At 49.0% G+C, this 15,511-nt stretch carries 15 protein-coding genes; 7 read left to right on the plus strand and 8 right to left on the minus strand.

All coding sequences use genetic code 11. The annotated features are described in order from the left end of the window. Positions 1 to 709 precede the first annotated feature (709 nt). The 3 genes from QMG16_RS19450 (at position 710) to tnpA (ending at position 2,207) form a co-directional block, all read left to right on the plus strand. A complete protein-coding gene (locus tag QMG16_RS19450; RefSeq protein ID WP_373878643.1) occupies positions 710 to 907 on the plus strand; it encodes a hypothetical protein in 198 nt (65 codons plus the stop codon). A gap of 62 nt (positions 908 to 969) precedes the next feature. Further along, on the plus strand, positions 970 to 1,560 hold the full coding sequence (locus QMG16_RS00115; RefSeq protein WP_281791646.1) for a CBS domain-containing protein: 591 nt from the start codon (positions 970 to 972) through the stop codon (positions 1,558 to 1,560). A gap of 215 nt (positions 1,561 to 1,775) precedes the next feature. After that, positions 1,776 to 2,207 carry an IS200/IS605 family transposase gene (gene tnpA, locus QMG16_RS00120; RefSeq protein WP_281791647.1) on the plus strand — a complete coding sequence of 144 codons (432 nt, stop codon included), beginning with the start codon at positions 1,776 to 1,778 and terminating at the stop codon, positions 2,205 to 2,207. Between the two features lie 146 nt (positions 2,208 to 2,353). Here the strand turns inward: tnpA and QMG16_RS00125 are convergent, their stop codons facing one another. From QMG16_RS00125 to QMG16_RS00135, 3 genes are all read right to left on the minus strand, one after another. Beyond that, positions 2,354 to 2,902 carry a hypothetical protein gene (locus QMG16_RS00125; protein ID WP_281791648.1) on the minus strand — a complete coding sequence of 183 codons (549 nt, stop codon included), beginning with the start codon at positions 2,900 to 2,902 and terminating at the stop codon, positions 2,354 to 2,356. 62 nt (positions 2,903 to 2,964) lie between these two features. Next, entirely contained in the window at positions 2,965 to 4,083 is a 1,119-nt protein-coding gene (locus tag QMG16_RS00130) for a sulfite exporter TauE/SafE family protein (RefSeq protein WP_373878694.1), read from the minus strand. Between the two features lie 132 nt (positions 4,084 to 4,215). Beyond that, positions 4,216 to 4,521, minus strand: coding sequence for a hypothetical protein (locus QMG16_RS00135; RefSeq protein WP_281791651.1), 306 nt, complete (start codon positions 4,519 to 4,521; stop codon positions 4,216 to 4,218). A gap of 579 nt (positions 4,522 to 5,100) precedes the next feature. Here QMG16_RS00135 and QMG16_RS00140 point away from each other — a divergent pair. Continuing rightward, positions 5,101 to 5,895 carry a DUF169 domain-containing protein gene (locus QMG16_RS00140; protein ID WP_281791652.1) on the plus strand — a complete coding sequence of 265 codons (795 nt, stop codon included), beginning with the start codon at positions 5,101 to 5,103 and terminating at the stop codon, positions 5,893 to 5,895. Between the two features lie 217 nt (positions 5,896 to 6,112). Here QMG16_RS00140 and QMG16_RS00145 read toward each other — a convergent pair whose 3' ends face one another. Beyond that, complete coding sequence (locus QMG16_RS00145; protein WP_281791653.1) at positions 6,113 to 6,268, minus strand: hypothetical protein; 156 nt, start codon at positions 6,266 to 6,268, stop codon at positions 6,113 to 6,115. A gap of 963 nt (positions 6,269 to 7,231) precedes the next feature. On the opposite strand from QMG16_RS00145, the gene QMG16_RS00150 reads away from it, so the two are divergent. Further along, positions 7,232 to 8,791, plus strand: coding sequence for a lytic transglycosylase domain-containing protein (locus QMG16_RS00150; RefSeq protein WP_281797012.1), 1,560 nt, complete (start codon positions 7,232 to 7,234; stop codon positions 8,789 to 8,791). Positions 8,792 to 8,849: 58 nt separating this feature from the next. Here the strand turns inward: QMG16_RS00150 and QMG16_RS00155 are convergent, their stop codons facing one another. Both QMG16_RS00155 and rtcA read right to left on the minus strand, forming a co-directional pair. Further along, complete coding sequence (locus QMG16_RS00155) at positions 8,850 to 9,827, minus strand: ribonuclease FAU-1 family protein (RefSeq protein ID WP_281791654.1); 978 nt, start codon at positions 9,825 to 9,827, stop codon at positions 8,850 to 8,852. Further along, positions 9,824 to 10,879 carry an RNA 3'-terminal phosphate cyclase gene (gene rtcA / locus QMG16_RS00160; protein WP_309298870.1) on the minus strand — a complete coding sequence of 352 codons (1,056 nt, stop codon included), beginning with the start codon at positions 10,877 to 10,879 and terminating at the stop codon, positions 9,824 to 9,826. The genes QMG16_RS00155 and rtcA overlap by 4 nt, the downstream gene beginning before the upstream one ends. Positions 10,880 to 11,074: 195 nt before the next feature. Here rtcA and QMG16_RS00165 point away from each other — a divergent pair, with 195 nt between their 5' ends. Next, entirely contained in the window at positions 11,075 to 11,488 is a 414-nt protein-coding gene (locus tag QMG16_RS00165) for a rhodanese-related (seleno)protein (RefSeq protein ID WP_281791656.1), read from the plus strand. 132 nt (positions 11,489 to 11,620) lie between these two features. Here QMG16_RS00165 and lpxK read toward each other — a convergent pair whose 3' ends face one another. Together lpxK and QMG16_RS00175 are read right to left on the minus strand one after the other, a co-directional pair. Continuing rightward, positions 11,621 to 12,796 carry a tetraacyldisaccharide 4'-kinase gene (gene lpxK / locus QMG16_RS00170; RefSeq protein WP_281791657.1) on the minus strand — a complete coding sequence of 392 codons (1,176 nt, stop codon included), beginning with the start codon at positions 12,794 to 12,796 and terminating at the stop codon, positions 11,621 to 11,623. A 1-nt stretch (position 12,797) separates the two neighbouring features. Continuing rightward, positions 12,798 to 14,126 (minus strand): multiheme c-type cytochrome, encoded by a 1,329-nt coding sequence (locus QMG16_RS00175; RefSeq protein WP_281791658.1) that lies wholly within the window; start codon positions 14,124 to 14,126, stop codon positions 12,798 to 12,800. Between the two features lie 311 nt (positions 14,127 to 14,437). On the opposite strand from QMG16_RS00175, the gene trxB reads away from it, so the two are divergent. Continuing rightward, the gene (gene trxB, locus QMG16_RS00180; protein WP_281791659.1) at positions 14,438 to 15,415 is read left to right on the plus strand and encodes a thioredoxin-disulfide reductase; all 978 of its coding nucleotides are present in this window, start codon (positions 14,438 to 14,440) and stop codon (positions 15,413 to 15,415) included. The last annotated feature ends 96 nt before the right edge of the window (positions 15,416 to 15,511 follow it).

Here is a 15,511-nt window from a genome sequence, read left to right on the forward strand (position 1 = left end):
CCCATTTACCACGGAGACACAGAGACCACAGAAGAATCCCATAAGAATTCCAAAACTTTGCCCGCCGTGGTGAATAACGGGATATTAGAATCCGCCGACTCCCTAAGTGCTTGAAGAGCAAATGAAGCCAAAACCCAAGCTTTTGCTCTTTAACAGACACATATGAGGAATTCAAGGAGCGAATCTCACAGCCTCTCAAGAGAAACAGCCTCGGTCTGGAATGGGCTGCTATCAGCCACGAATCAAAAATAAAAGGTCTGTTTTTTCTCAAAGCTTTCCATTCTATTTAAAACATTGAGATTCCGTCTGCCACACTTCCTCATGCTGCTCAGGGGGTGCGAAGCTTCAGTTGTTGCAATTGGTTTTTGAAGATTTAAAGTAAAGCTCAAGTGGTAGGTGCGGTTGCGCTTGTTTACATGCTTCACTGGGCAAAGATCGTGACCGGCTACGTTGCAAAACGCCTGAAGTCCCGCTGGAGAGGCCGTCGAGGGAGAAAAGCAGTGTAAAGTTCAAACGAAACCTCCATCCTTGTTTTTATGCTCTTTTTCTAATTTTATCATTGACATATCGTATTCAATTCCTTAGGGTTAAATTTCATTTAATGAGTAATACTTATAAATGCCATCCCCAAAACACCGTCCGGCAACATCGATCCTGATGAGGTTCCAAAACATGACTGCATGGAAGATAGAAAAGGTGGAAGTTTTTTGTGGGGATACTCATGCTGGTTGCTGCTGGGGGGCTGTTTTTGGGTTTCGGCCCACCCCGTCTGCTGGCCAAAACGGAGACGCCGCTTTTCTGTGCCTCCTGCCATGTCATGCAGTCCCAGTTTGATGCCTGGTTTCACGTAGGAGCCCATCGCACGATCCAATGTGTCGATTTGTCGGTTGTGCCATCTCCTCCATAAGAACATGGGCGTTTACAATGAACTGTCCCTCTTTTTTCATATCCAAGAAAGGAGAATTAAACATGGCAGAAGAATATAAAGTAAAAAAAATTATGTCCCGTATCGAAGAATACAGCACGGTTGGCGAGGACGACCGGCTTTGCGATGCTCTCAGAATTTTGAAGGAAAATTATGCCAGGATCCAGGCTCATGAACCCGGCAAGTATCACAAGACGCTCTTCGTCAAAAATGCCGAGGGGAAAATCGTCGGAAAATTCTCCATATTCGATCTGATCAGGGGGCTTGTGCCCGAATCGGCCAGGAAGACGAATTTGTCGCATTTACATTACCGAACGATCTCATTGAGAGCCGAGGACGCCTCTAAACAAATAGAAGAAATCCAGAAGCGTTTTCAATGGTTGGACAGCAGTTTTTTTGATTTGGTCAAAAGGGAAACCCAAAAGAGGGTCAAGGATGTCATGTCCCCCATCGACCCTTTGTTGGAAGAGGAGGATACGATCAACAAAGCGGTCTACCTCATGTTCAAGGAAAACATCAGGCAGCCCCTGGTGGTCCGTGAAGGAAAAATCGTCGGGGTGGTCAACCTCATAGGGGTTCTGGAAGAAGTTCTCAAGATTGCAGGAGATCAATGCTTTTGGGAAGGAATTGTATAGCATGCGTACTGCTTGAAATGCCATGAACCACGCCGTCCTTCTTTCAGTTGGGCATTGAGAACCCTTCTTTTCTCGATTCAAAACGGTCCGATATAATTAATTTTGGGTAAACCCCCGGCTCTGCCGGGCGACTCCCAGAGTTTGACATTTCCGGGAGTATACGAAAGCTTCCCTCCTGTGAACCGCTCAAAGTTTACAGAAAGGAAAGCTTTCGTATGGACGAATACCAAAGCCTAAGCCACACGGCGTGGGACTGCAAGTACCATGTGGTATGGATTCCCAAATACCGAAGGAAGACCCTCTATGAAGAGCTCCGAAAGCATTTGGGGCAGATATTCAGAGAGCTTGCGATGCAGCGTGAGAGCAAGATAGTGGAAGGTCATCTGCTGGTGGACCATGTCCACATGCTCATCAGCATTCCACCCAAGTACAGCGTTGCCCAAGTGGTGGGTTTCATCAAGGGCAAAAGTGCCATCCACATTGCAAGGAGCTTCCTTGGTCAGAGGAAGAATTTCACTGGCCACAATTTCTGGGCGCGCGGATACTTCGTGTCCACGGTGGGTAAAGATGAGAAGATGATCCGCGAATATATCAAAAAGCAGGAAACCGAGGATCGCAGACTCGATCAACTGCATAAGTTCAAGTAGCCGCCACCTTTAGGTGGCCAATGGTTTACAACCGCTTTGAGCGGTCCATATTTTCAAGCCTCCGGCTTTGCCGGAGGTATTTGACTCATGAAATCAATCAAATAGCGGCTCTGTTGCAGAGGGTCTGCCCTGCCTCGGAGCCGGGCTCACCCTTTCTGTCCTGCAAGGCTCGCCTTCAGTCTGGAGTACCATTCAAAGCGATTCATGACCATGGAATAAAGCATCCGGACAGCGATGTACAACAGGAGGAAAGAAGCAAAATAGTGCACGGTGCTGCCCAAGAAGGGGAGACGGAAGGAAAGTTCCAGGGGCGCATCGGCGAAACGCAGGTGCATCCAGGCCAGAACGAAGGGCATGGGCCAGATGGAGACGCAGAAGATGGCCGCTCCGAGGGAGAAGGAATGGCCGAAGGCATCCAGCGCCTGGCGGTTCACGGCTTTGTAGCTCTCTTTGTCGCCAAGTCTGAGGGCTTTTTCAGACAGGTTGTGATGGTGGTTCATCTCTTCCTGGATTTTTGCCAGGTGCCGACGGTTGAAGAAAGTTACGGCCAAGGCGGAGAAATCGCCGAGGACCACGCATTGAAGGGCAAGGATCACGGTTCCCAGAATATAACCGGCTACAGGGGAAGGCGGCCATCGGAAGGGGGCGATGAACCAGGGGTCGAAGAACAAGAGAAGGGGTGTGATTGAGTTCATAAAAAAGGCTCCGGACTTTCTGGCCCGGAGCCTTTTTTAGGCGCGTAGGGCCGGTTATATTGCTAGCCGAGCATTTTGATATTGAAAAAACCTCTCAAGACATAATCCACGCCGACATAAAGCGCAAGCACGATGAACAGGCGCTTGAGCCATATATCAGAGAAGTACTTGGAAGTCTTCGGTCCGATGATGGAGCCCACCGCGATGCCCACCAGTTCCAGGCCGATCAAAACCCAATCGAACTGAACACCCTTGGTGATCAGGGTAACGATACTTGTGATCATGCTGATGAGCACTGCCAGGGCCGAAGTTCCGGCTGCCAGGTACATGGGCAGTTCGGCGACGCTGGTCAGGAAAGGCACGAGGAGAAAACCGCCGCCCACGCCGAGGAACGCGGCCACTGCCGAAATGACTACACCACCCAAAAGAGGAATCAGGGGATTGAATTTGAATTCGACTCCGTAGAAAGTGAATTGGACTTCGGCCGCGGAAAACTTGGTCACTTTGACGCCAAGGGCGGCCGTATCGATCTTTTCGCCGCTCTTCTGCCTTTTCACGCTTTCTTCGAAAGCCTGGGCTGCTGCCTTGGCTTTTTTCTTACTGGCCTGTCCGGCGGCGGAGGTTTCATAAAAAAGGTAGATGCCGAGAGCCAAAACGAAAAGCCCGAAATAGCCTTGATACTGGGAGAAGGAAATCTTGCCCGCGGTGAGGGTGACGGAACCCCAAGCGCCGAGGATGGAGCCGATGCCCAGAGAGATGGCCAGGGGTACGACCAGACGGCCCATTCTATAATAGTTGAAGGACGAGATGAGAGCGGAGAGCCCCACCAGATATTGGTTGGAGCCTCGAATCGAATCGGTGATGAATTTGTTCAGGGAGGGAGCGGTTTCCTTGAAGGTCTTGGCGTAGCCGCCGAGCCCGAAGACGGTCATGTGCCCCACGCCGGCCATAACCCCACCGAACGCGCCCACTGTTGAAAAAATCCAGCCGACCCACACCGCCCAGAGGAACGCCACGATCAGGTTCACTTGAGGGCCACCCGGAATGCCGAGGAAACCTGTGGGCTGGCTGGGGTCAATTTGGCCTTTGCCTGTGCCCTGGGGTGCAGAGGCGATGGCATCCTTGAGTTTGTCCGCCCAGGCTGGTTCGAACCACATTCCGACGGCCAGAATTGCCAGCATAGTAAAAAAGAAAATCCTTTGATTTTTCGTCACTGTACACCTCCATTTAATCAATAAGTATGGATCTTGAAATAATGCTCGATTCACTCAAAAAACTAAAAAACAAAAGTCCTCCGCACCTCCTTTCGTTAGCTATTTCATATGCTTATAAATGAAGTTCCAATAGCCTTCATCAATATGACGGTAAATTCTTTGCAGCCTTGAAGCAAGCCCTGTGCCAAGGTCTTTTCCAATTACCCGAACCTCCTCGCGCAGTGCTTTCCAGAAGATGTGTTGACAATGTTTCAGGGCAGGCTTTGTTTTTATTTTCTCAACTGCCGTGTCATGCAGAGGTCTTCTTAAATGAAAAGATGGCAAACGAAAAAAAGAAACCCGCCTCTGGAAATGAAAACCTGTTGTGGCATGATCAATCTTGTAAACCAAAGAGAAAAAATGCATCAAAATTCTTGCAGTCTTTTTTACTAGAAAATTATTTACCTATGATTACAATAATTTGAATTTTTGGCAAGAAAATATTTGCACCGCAATATATTTAATGCATGTTGGAGGAAATATCTTGAGATCAGGGAAATAGTCGAATGGAAAAAACAGACGCTTGTAGTGGGTGCTGTTACCGTAAAAATATGTCGTCTGCAGGTCGGGATTACTTTCCATGCGTTGGATGTCGGGTTTTCAAATCCGACCGTCGTTAAATTTGAAAGGAATTCACGTTTTCAAGAGAGTTGCATCTCCTTTTATAGAAGCGTTTTACCTGGAGAATTTCCCTTATTTCAAGGATTGAAGCCCGCCTGGGACCGCATGAGACTCCATTCTTCACTCGAGTCCCTCCTTGGTATGAAATTTGCCTTTGCCTTGAAACTGTCTCTTTGCTTCGCTGAACAAACTACGAAGTGAGGGGAAGGTGCTGATTTTTATATTATGGTTAGGAGCTGTGAACAACCGGAAAGCAAGGCCACAGATCGCGCTGTGAGCTGGACCTTTTTGGAACCATTCAACACACAACGCAGGGAGGATCTCATGGGCAAATTGAGCTACAAAGAAATGCAGCAGGTCTTGATGGATGAACTGCGACTGATGCACTATCCTATTGCTGTCAAGTTTTTTTTCAAAGATGAAGAGCTGGCGGAATTTCGAAACAACGTGGATCACTTCGAACCGACGAAGCCCATGACCTTTTGCCAGTGGGAAATCGCTCCTCGCATGAAAGGCCAGACTATCCTCGCCACCAAGGAACTTTTGGGCTGTTCCAATGCCGCTTACGTGTTTGGACTGATACCTCTCACTGAAAGTGAAATCAAAGGCCATCTCAAGTACACGAAAAATATTGAACAGGCTGAGCGTTTCGTGAAGACTAAATCCCGACTTCCGGAAGGAGCTCTCAAAGCCGTGGCGGTTTCTCCCCTTGGGGATTCCTACTTTCCTCCCGATACGGTGCATTTCTACTGTGACAACATGCAAGCCTATCATTTGGCTGTGGATTATATGGCTGCCATGGACATTCATCCACTGCGGACAAACATCACCATGAATTCATCGGCCTGCAGCGGAAACGTCTTCTCTTATTTGGAAAAGACCGCCAATATGCTGCCTGCGTGCAGTGGAAGTTACAATGCTGGAAAAACCGAACGAGGGGAGATCAACTTTATCATTCCCGGCGAGCACATCGAACCGACGGTACAGCGACTGCTCGATCGTAAAGCCCAATATGGAAGCAGTTCTGTAACTCGACCTGGGGATCATTTCCCCGGCGCTGATGTGTGCAAGAACTGCCCTCTCATTGTTTTTAAGAAGGGTAAAAAGGGGGGAGAATAGATAAAGAGTTTGGAGTGTACCCGCTGAAGGGAAAGAAATGACAAGCCGTTATTACTCCCCGTGGACCTTATGGGGAGCAATAACGGCTATGGAATAGATTAAAGTTTTTTGTAAGAGGGTATCAGTCAACGTTTCTCCCATCATTTTTCTGGACCATTCCAAATCCAGAGGCTGGATTGAATTGCTTTATTAAGGACCTCCTCCCGTTTTCGATCCATCAAGTGTCGCAAAATCCCGTCTGTGCCCTTTCCCGCTGCAGGATGTTGAAGCAAGCACCATTGAAATTGGCTACAGTTTTTATGAGTGTTGTCTTGAGTGTTGCTTGCATGATTGCCTTTTGCCTTGGCAAAGCGAGGGTTACTTTGTTCTGCATGGATGAATCTCCCCGAAATACTATGAAGTTTCTAGTGGATTAATCAAAATTTGGCTGGGATTTTGCTTCTGCCATTTGCCGTGGAGTGAAAAGAAATTCTAAAATGAAAGCCTATTCTGTTATGGCACTCTATACGGCGGCGAAAGTTATCACCCTCGAACGATTCAATTCCTCCCCCGATGGGGCAGGGAGGTGTACAACCGAGAACGCATCCCCCTGAATCTCCTTTCAAAGAGGGACTTCAAAACATGCCAGACATACAGATTACTTCTGCCGCGATGTTCTATAGGGAGAGCTGTTGATAATGATTGTCCGCTCTGTTGCCACGAGTCAAGGCAGGATCCTTTGGCGTCATGGTTTTGGCTGATGATTACTTGCATTGACATATAGGGGTGGCAATTGAGGAAACTGATTCCCCCAGCCAGGTTTTTACAATATTGTATAACAGTCCCATCGTCATTTTCATGAAGGTAGGAGTTCGAATTTTATAACAATATTAGTATCTTCCTGTGTTTCTTAAAGGATTCGGTCTTAGGATGTCGGGATTTGGGTTGCTTTTACCAAGGAATTGACTATTCTGGTGCGTCAATGAGTTCGGGTTTCATGATATGCATGCGTAGTTACCTTATCTATTCAAAATGATTTTAATGAAATAGCATTATAAGTGTTGGAAATAGCAAATGGTTTAAAGGCCGTGTCGGATAGCTGACAAGTGTCTTGCCCTTGTGATGTCTTATAGCGTGGTATTGGGGCTGAATGGAATTGGCGTGAAGAAAGGCAAAGGTCTGCTTGGTTACGATGGATAGGTCTTAGGGGGCTGCCGGGGGCTTTTGTTTAATTTTTCATGGTGATAATGAGTGGAATATTCGAGGGTGGAAGTTCGATTTGGAAATCAACTGAGGGATGAAAAATAGCCTTTGCGCCTAAAAACAAAAGATCTTTTAGAGGAGGAGGATGTGAGTGATGGTTGAGACTCGTTGCGCTTTGAACTGGTTGTATTGGCAGTTGTACTTAAACAGAAATCTTTCATTTACAAAAGCCACAAACTGGATCAAATTTCCGCTTTTGAGCCTGGCCACGTTGCTAGCGGTTGGATGTTCGACCACCTCCACTCAGCAAGTGCCACCTTCTTCCCTCACGGAACAACCCAAAAATAAAGTAGGAGCACTTCATGGCTCCTTCTCACCTCTTGAAAACAATGCCTCTCCAAAGTCCGAACTTGCCGTTCCAGATCATCCCTCCATTGATTCATGGACCATCTATTATACCGAAAAGAAACAAAAATCATTTCAGACACTTCTCAAACGGGCTGAGGTATATGTTCTTCCGGTTCAGGAGATTTTCGAAGACCGGGGGCTTCCAAAAGATTTAGCTTATGTAGCCTTGGTGGAAAGCGGGTTCTGTCCGACCGCACGTTCCAGTGCAAACGCAGTAGGCATGTGGCAATTCATCTCGGCAACGGGAAAACGTTTTGGCCTGGAACAAAACCGCTGGGTAGATGAAAGGAGACATCCCTTCAAGTCCGCTCAGGCAGCTGCTGAATACCTGTCGGTTCTTTATGATCAATTCGGATCGTGGGAATTGGCTCTGGCCGCCTACAATGCCGGTGAAAACGCTGTTCAGGCGGCTCTTGATCAAAGTGGGCTCAGCACGTTCTGGGAGCTGAGACAAAATGGCTATCTTCCTTCGGAAACGAGGGATTATGTTCCCAAGTTTTTTGCAACTGTTCGTATCATTCGAAATGCCACCCAGTATGGTTTTTTATATGAACCGAAGCCATATGACCCGCAGCATGAGACCGTAACTGTTCCGGGAGGAACGAAGCTTGCGTGGCTTGGCGAAAAAATAGGTGTTGATGCGTCAGTTCTCAAGAAATACAACCCTGAGCTGTGTTCTGCCACCACCCCCCCTATCGATGGCTATTCGCTCTGTGTACCCGTTGGAAAGTCGGATACGGTTCTCGCTGTTCTGACGGATAGGTCCAACGAAACTAGGTCCGATGAAACTGTAGAGGTCACAGTGAAGGAAGAGCCCGATCGTCCCAAGAACACCTGGTCGAAGGAATCTGAAAAGGTCGGCAGTGCTTCATCCGTGAAAAAAGATCCAAAACCTCTCCAGATTGCTTCTGCCAGACCGGCAAAGGATACTCCCCCCAGAGGGGTGAAAGTGAATCCGGCTTCCGTGAAGCAGAGTGCTCAGGATTATGTACAGCTTCCACAGGCAACACGTGTGGCGAAAGTAACCCAGGCTTCTTTGAAACAGAATTCAAACAGCGTTCGCTCCATATCCACAGCACAAAAGAATTCTTCACGTCCGGAACCAAAATCGCAAACAGTGATCTTCTATCCTGTGCACCGTGGAGATACAATCGAATCCCTGGCTAACCGGTTTCAGGTGTCCGTCAATACACTCTGTGCCACAAATAAACTGACTCGCACCCAGAAGTTGACCCCTGGAAACACGCTCATCATCTGTACCGATGAGCACGATTCCGGGCGTTCTGAAAAGAAGCGGGCTGACTGAGATGTAGGCTCTTCACAAATAAGCAAGGAAAAGGGTAGGGGAGATCGGCCGGTCGCCCCTATTTTTCTGCCGCCAGGCTTTCCGCAATTTCCATTGCTTTCATTTCCAATGCGCTTCCAATCTGCCCCTGCCGGGTCAGCAAAGACAATTTTTCCCGATCGATGATCGAAGGTTTTTCGCCTGCACGGCGAATCACGTCCACTTCGAGATCCAGGTAGCGGGCTCCGTAGGGGTAGAGTTCCACGGGAGTGTTTATGTTGAAGTATTCCCCGATGAGTTTTCCTTCTTTAGTGTAATAAGAATGCTTTACATACCATGAGCCTTCGTGGACTTCCGTCAGACCATAGTCGCCTTGTTGAATGGGGATGTCGAGTCCGTCATACCTCCCTTTGGAGAAAAATCGCTTGAAAATGAGTCCCTGGCTATTGGATTTTATGAGTATCCCCTCTCTGGGGCGCATGGATTTTCCAGAAGGACGCACGTGCTCCATCTTTACGAGGCCACTTTTTTCGATGGGCAGGAGGATCGTTTCCAGAAAAAGGTTTTTTTCAAGAGAATCCTTTTTCTCGGGATGGGCGGTGAGAAGGATTTCGGCTTTTTCCAGAGCCCGGCTGTTTATAATGCGCAGACGGTGGTGTCGTAAGAGGGTGGGGGTAACGGAAAACCGGATCGCGTCGAGCGTTGCTTTAGCCCCCCCTGGAAATTCAATGCCTGCCCTCACGAGACCTTCCTCTTCCCTTGCCGGACCTGATTCCAGCAAGACCGCATCGAGGAGTTGTTCCTGAAGGAAGGTGAGGAACTGGCAAAGGTTTTCAGGCGGACCGGAAATTTCTATGCCCTGCAAGTCATCTCGATCTCTTATAAAAAGGTCACACGGTTCACTGTTATGTTCAAGATTGAAACGTTCCCTTATTTTAGCTGAAGGTTCAACAACATAATATCCCGCGTCCAGTAAAAGCTTCGTAAGAGCGGTGCTGTAAATGCTTCTGATTTTGATGCGAGCAGGCATGTCGATCACCTCCAGCAATAGAGTCATTTCTCATTCGGTTTCAATCCGATTCCATCAATTCTTATCAGGTTGCCTTGTATCTCGGTTTTGGCTCCCAGGATCTTTTGTACGAGCCAAAGGTTCGATTGCACATGATCGGTCGCCATCGGGATCAGGTATTCCGTCCTTCCTTCAGCAAGCGCTGCAAAAAGAATGAGCTGATCTGCGAGATGACGATCTGTGGTGGCTCCCGTCCGAATATCTTCCAAAAGAGAAGAGACTACGAACCTCGCTATATTTTCAGACCTTCTTCCTCGCTTCCCCGCTTGATCAGCGCCCAGCAGACAACCTGTCTCCGTTTCGGCCACTACGAGAAGGGCAGCTCCTTTTTGAAGCGCAGTAGCATCCTCGATGACCTGGACACGTGCCCGGACTCCATGCTCCATGAGGAGTTTCTCACTCTGTCTCGCCATCCTCTCGGCAACTTTCTGTTCTTCCAAATGGGACGCGAGACAAATTCCTCGTACTTCTTTCACTTTCCCCTGTTTCAGAAGTCGGATGGGTTCGAGAGGACCATTGAGCGGTTTCACTTTGAGCTGCAAATGTCCTCCCCCTTCGGGAACATAGCCGGGACGCAAAATTTTTAGATCTAGTTCCGCGCCCATTCTTCTGATGAGAGGAAAGAGCACTTCCTGCATGTGAAAGGCGCTGGGTGCAAAGTCCTGGAATAATCCCCCTACAATGGAAAAAGAAGATTCCTTGTCGGCAAAGAGGGCAAGGGGCAATACCGTGAAAGCCAACATCGTCGTTGAACCAGCCGTGCCGATATCCCAGCTGAAACTCCCCCCCCTCAAGCCTTTCCCCGGAAAATAGTAAATTTCCTGGGAACCGACCTCATCCCCCTCGAGGTGTCCTTTCGATAGCATGCAACACGCCCGTAAGGCCTCTAAATGCTGGGGACGCAAACCGGGTTTGTCTCTTTTTGCTCGAATGTGGGTCAAGTGCAAAGGCTGGCCCTGCAGCGTTGCCAGGGCTGCAGAATATCGCAAAATGGTCCCGCTTCCCGAATACGTCGATCCATCAATGTGTATCACAGCCACCTCAATGTAAATGTCTTCACTTCATCTGATTGATGCACGATGCTACTTTACTTTTAAGCATGATTGCAAGCCGAGAAAAGTAGTCGATAACTGTAGAGATTTGGCAACAAATCGCGCGCATCCGATTTTTGACAACGATTCCGATCCTGGTTATGTTCTAAAATAATTCAAAAATTGTTCATGAGGAGGTCTAACATGTTTACATATCAGTTAAAAATACGTTTATTGACGGTGTTGATCCTGTTTTTTTTCTTTGGGGTAGTCGGTATGGCAACGGAGGTTGATGTGCCGAGAATTTCAAAGGAGACACTGAAGTCGGAACTCGGCAATCCTCGGGTGGTTGTCATAGATGTGCGAACCATGGGCGACTGGCAGTCCAGCCAATGGAAAATTCAAGGGGCTGTGCGTGAAGATCCGGGAGATGTGGAAACCTGGCAGAATAAATATGCCAAAGATAGTAAAATTGTTTTGTATTGTACTTGAAGGCAGGAGGCAACGAGCGCCAGGGTGGCGCGTGAGCTGATAAGAATTGGATTTAAGGAAGTGTTTGTGCTTAAAGGCGGCTGGGATGCGTGGTACATCAACCGGTTTCCCATAGACAGAAAATGAGGTTTTGAGTTCTACCGGGGACGAATATGAAGAAAGAATGGGTGAAGACCAACTCCATCAGAACCTTATTAATATTTTGCAGATGTCCATTCATGTTGAGATCTCGAAGCATGAATCCGATCTTTTGTCATTCTATACTTCGAGAGGGATGTTTTTTGGTTTGAAAGCTTCTGGTCGGATACGCAAGACACACTGCTTCACATAATTATAAAATGCTTCGCTTTCCGCTCCGAAGTCGACTTCCAGTTCTGCTGTCAGGATGATCTTCTGAAAATACTCGGGAAGCCGCACAAAATCCTTTTCTGTGGTTATCAGAAACCGTGCATGGGTTTCACGCACGGCGGTCATGATGAGTTCGATTTCATGAGCACCGTAGGGAGAATGGTCCGGGAAATCCAGACACCGGCACAATCGCAGCCTCAATGCATCGAGAGACCGGAAGAATAATTCGGGGCGCGCAATTCCCGCGAAAGCTACAGCCGGCTGATTGTGAAACACTTCCGGCGGCAGTATTGGACCTGCCAGTCCCTCCTTCAATCCCATCAATTGGTGACGGCATGAAAAAATCGGTTTACCAGGATAGTGTTCCCGCAAAAACTCTCGAGTCTTTGCGCATCGTTTGGCATCATCGGCTCTCGTCAGTATGATGGCGTCGGCACGGTGGATGGCTTCGGGAGGTTCACGCAATGGACCAAGGGGGATGAGTCTCCCGTTTCCAAAGGGATGGTGAGCATCCAGGAGCAGAAGATTCAGATCGCGATTCAATTCAATGTGCTGAAAACCGTCATCCAGGAGCAGGACCATCGCTCCGGATTGGCCAATGGCCGCTTCTCCTGAGCGGGTGCGTTCCCGCCCCACCCAAACGGGGACTGCCTTGATTTTTCGAGCCATGAGGACGGGTTCGTCTCCGAATCGCTTCATTAGGGAGGCTGTCTGCCCTGATGTCGGAACCCGAACGACGTCATCTTGCTTCCTGCCGTATCCACGGCTCAGAATGGCAGTTGTGAAGCCGCGGCTGTAGAGGTTCCGAGCAAGCGACAGTGTAAGCGGGGTTTTGCCGGTGCCGCCGACTGCGAGATTCCCTACGCTGATCACGAATCGGGGAAGTTTTTTACTCCTCGCCTGTGCCCATGCCTGGTTACGCTGGAGCCCTCTGGCATAGAAGGCGGCGGCTAAAGACAGCAGAGGCCTCAAAGGATCAAACGCTGAGGAACAGCCGTGGGGTGAATACCAGGTGCGCAGAAGCCGGGAGACCATTCTGTGGCGCATCCCGGCTACGAACGCCGTGACAGAGGATAAAATCGACATTCTATTTCTTCCCGGAAATCTTTTTCTTTTCAACAGGCTTTTCCTGAGTCGAAGCGGATGGCGTTCTTGCCGCTTCTCGCCTCATTTGAGCCGCCATCTCTTTTATTTCCGAAAGATCTTGCTGCATCTCACTCCACCCATACCAAAAAGAGTACTCCGGATTGGCATGAAAAGTCCCCTGGAATGCTCTCATGCGGTGTTCCAGAAACATCTTGAACAATTTTTGTTCTATGACCGTGGGGGCGTCATGGAATGTAAGGAGATCCGGGTAGGCATAAGGGTAACTCACCGGTTTCGCTAGAATGTTGTCTTTGTAGAGATCCGCCACGATCTGGATTCCTTGAGCCATCAGGCCATCGGCGCTCCGAATCATCTGATCGCCTTTTTCCAGCTCAGCTTTTGCAAAATTGACCGAGTGACATTTCCGGCAGGTGCCGATCATTCTATCTCTCTCCTCCTGCCATGCTTCCTGGGTGAAGCGAACCATATCGGCCTGTTTTACAACATCCAAGCGTGCAGTAGGTTCACCGGAGGGATCGAGTACTCCGAGTGCCTTGAGGATAATGGTACGGTCTGATTCCCACTGGGGATCATCGGGCAGGGGGAGGCGGAGGGCGAGAAATCCCCAGGAGGTGCGTACTTCATGATCTCCCTCCTGCATGTGGCAGGTCTGGCAGGTGGGAGCCGCAACGGTTTCCGGAAGGACCTTGTTTTGTCTCAGAAGATAGCGGACACCGTGTTTGCTGGACGAATACATTTCCCACTGCGGGTGGTCTATCCCCATGTGACAGGTTTGGCAAGCCTGTGGGGAACGGGCTTCTTCCAGGGAGAAAAGATGACGGGTGTGGCACACATCGCAGGATGCAACGCCAAAAGCGGAATTCTTGTCTCGAAGGTCTTTGACTTCGGCTTCACTCTTAAGCCCATGCCGGTGGCAGGCCCCGCAGCCTTTCAACCCTTCTACTTGAGACATGGGCTGCCAGTGCAACGTCGGCATTGCCTTCATGGATGCCCATGCCAAAGCATGCTTTCCGCTTTTGAATTGCTCTACCTGAGCTTCATGGCAACCGTTGCATTTGTCGGGCAGGGCGAGTTCAGCTTTTACAACATCGTCTTTGGACATGTGTTGATTACCATGGCATGAAGGACATCCTACATCGTTCTGGCTGTGCTTGCTCAGTTGCCAGTCCGAAACGATATTCGGGGTGACCTGCTTGTGGCAATCCACACATGCTTGCCCCTGCATCTGTGTCTGTTGTCCGAAAGTGGAGCAAACCATTGAGATACCCGTCACGACGGCCAAAAAAACAGGTAATGCAAAACGGGGCATTCTCTTCCTCCTTTTGCTGGGGTGACGAAAAGGATTCGACCGAAGAAGATCGAGACATGAAAGGTGCGTGCCGATAGGATGAAAATACGTTAGATCTCTAAAGTACGTCAATGTATTTTGCTTTCCTTGGTCGGAATTCCGTATGTTGAAGATTGAAAAATAGAAGTGTCTGTTTCAGCTGTCTGCCAATATGTTAGCTTGATTTTTTTATTGCAAAGAATGAAACTTCAAAGGGACATACCAATAAAGGGAACCTTGTTGCGTTTCGGTTTCGAAATCTGATCGCGAGTTCAAGTTGAGAAAGGAGGTCTATGGTGTCGGAAAACGAGATGTATGATGTGATCATTGTAGGAGGGGGGCCTGCAGGACTCACTGCTGGTCTTTATGCCATGAGGGCTGCCTTGAAGACGGTCCTGATCGAGAAAGGGCTTGCTGGAGGGCAGGTGGCTATCAGTGACAGTGTGGAGAATTATCCTGGTATTGAGGAGATCAGTGGTTTCGATTTGTCAAACAAGTTCTTGCAGCATGCAAAGGCTTATGATTTGGAGGTGCTCCATCAGGAAGTCGTTGCCATTGACCCCGGACTTGATTGTCATTCGGTCCAGCTTGCCAACGGCGTCACTTTGCGAGGGCATGCAGTGATTCTGGCAGCCGGGGGTAGCCCGCGAAAGTTGAATATTCCCGGGGAAAACGAGTACTACGGCAAAGGGGTTTCCTACTGCGCCACCTGCGACGGTTTCTTTTTCAGAGGAAAAACCGTGGTGGTAGTGGGAGGTGGGGATACAGCCATGGAGGAGGCGCTTTATCTTGCCAAACTGGCAAAACATGTCTACGTGCTTCATCGCCGCGATGCCTTGCGGGCCAGCAGGATCCTGCAACAGCGGGTCATGGCCGAGTGCAAGATCGAAATTCTCTGGAATACTATTCCAGTAGAAATCAAAGCCGATGAACACGGGGTCTGCGCGGTTCAGCTTCAGGACACGAAGACGGGCGAACGGCGGGAACTGGCTACGGATGGTGTTTTTGTCTTCATTGGCTTTTTCCCCAATAACCAACTCGTACCCGCCGGCGTGAAAATGAATGGGGATGGCTATGTGGTTACGGACGAAAAATGTGAAACCAATATCCGCGGCATTTACGTTGTGGGAGACTTGAGGGAAAAATATGCCCGACAGATTGTGATCGCGGCAGCGGATGGGTGCACGGCTGCCCTTGCTGCGGCGCACTACGTGGAATCCAAAAAAGCTTCATCGGAGGTCTGTGAAGCCCCGACAGGTTTGTTCAAGTGATCTTCTCCTGAAGGTATTCCCTGTTTCTAAACTGGGAATATGAGCAGGGCAGGTCCGGAAATATGGTTTAACCCGATTCATATCTGATACGGACGT

Source organism: Desulforhabdus amnigena (assembly GCF_027925305.1).
GTDB lineage: Bacteria > Desulfobacterota > Syntrophobacteria > Syntrophobacterales > Syntrophobacteraceae > Desulforhabdus > Desulforhabdus amnigena.

Excerpts from the sequence above, each read along its gene's own strand:
- QMG16_RS00115 (WP_281791646.1), top strand. The coding sequence starts at position 970 with ATGGCAGAAGAATATAAAGTAAAAAAAATTATGTCCCGTATCGAAGAA.
- tnpA (WP_281791647.1), top strand. The coding sequence starts at position 1,776 with ATGGACGAATACCAAAGCCTAAGCCACACGGCGTGGGACTGCAAGTAC.
- QMG16_RS00125 (WP_281791648.1), bottom strand. The coding sequence starts at position 2,902 with ATGAACTCAATCACACCCCTTCTCTTGTTCTTCGACCCCTGGTTCATC.
- QMG16_RS00130 (WP_373878694.1), bottom strand. The coding sequence starts at position 4,083 with ATGCTGGCAATTCTGGCCGTCGGAATGTGGTTCGAACCAGCCTGGGCG.
- QMG16_RS00135 (WP_281791651.1), bottom strand. The coding sequence starts at position 4,521 with ATGCATTTTTTCTCTTTGGTTTACAAGATTGATCATGCCACAACAGGT.
- QMG16_RS00140 (WP_281791652.1), top strand. The coding sequence starts at position 5,101 with ATGGGCAAATTGAGCTACAAAGAAATGCAGCAGGTCTTGATGGATGAA.
- QMG16_RS00145 (WP_281791653.1), bottom strand. The coding sequence starts at position 6,268 with ATGCAGAACAAAGTAACCCTCGCTTTGCCAAGGCAAAAGGCAATCATG.
- QMG16_RS00150 (WP_281797012.1), top strand. The coding sequence starts at position 7,232 with ATGGTTGAGACTCGTTGCGCTTTGAACTGGTTGTATTGGCAGTTGTAC.
- QMG16_RS00155 (WP_281791654.1), bottom strand. The coding sequence starts at position 9,827 with ATGACTCTATTGCTGGAGGTGATCGACATGCCTGCTCGCATCAAAATC.
- lpxK (WP_281791657.1), bottom strand. The coding sequence starts at position 12,796 with ATGTCGATTTTATCCTCTGTCACGGCGTTCGTAGCCGGGATGCGCCAC.
- QMG16_RS00175 (WP_281791658.1), bottom strand. The coding sequence starts at position 14,126 with ATGCCCCGTTTTGCATTACCTGTTTTTTTGGCCGTCGTGACGGGTATC.
- trxB (WP_281791659.1), top strand. The coding sequence starts at position 14,438 with ATGGTGTCGGAAAACGAGATGTATGATGTGATCATTGTAGGAGGGGGG.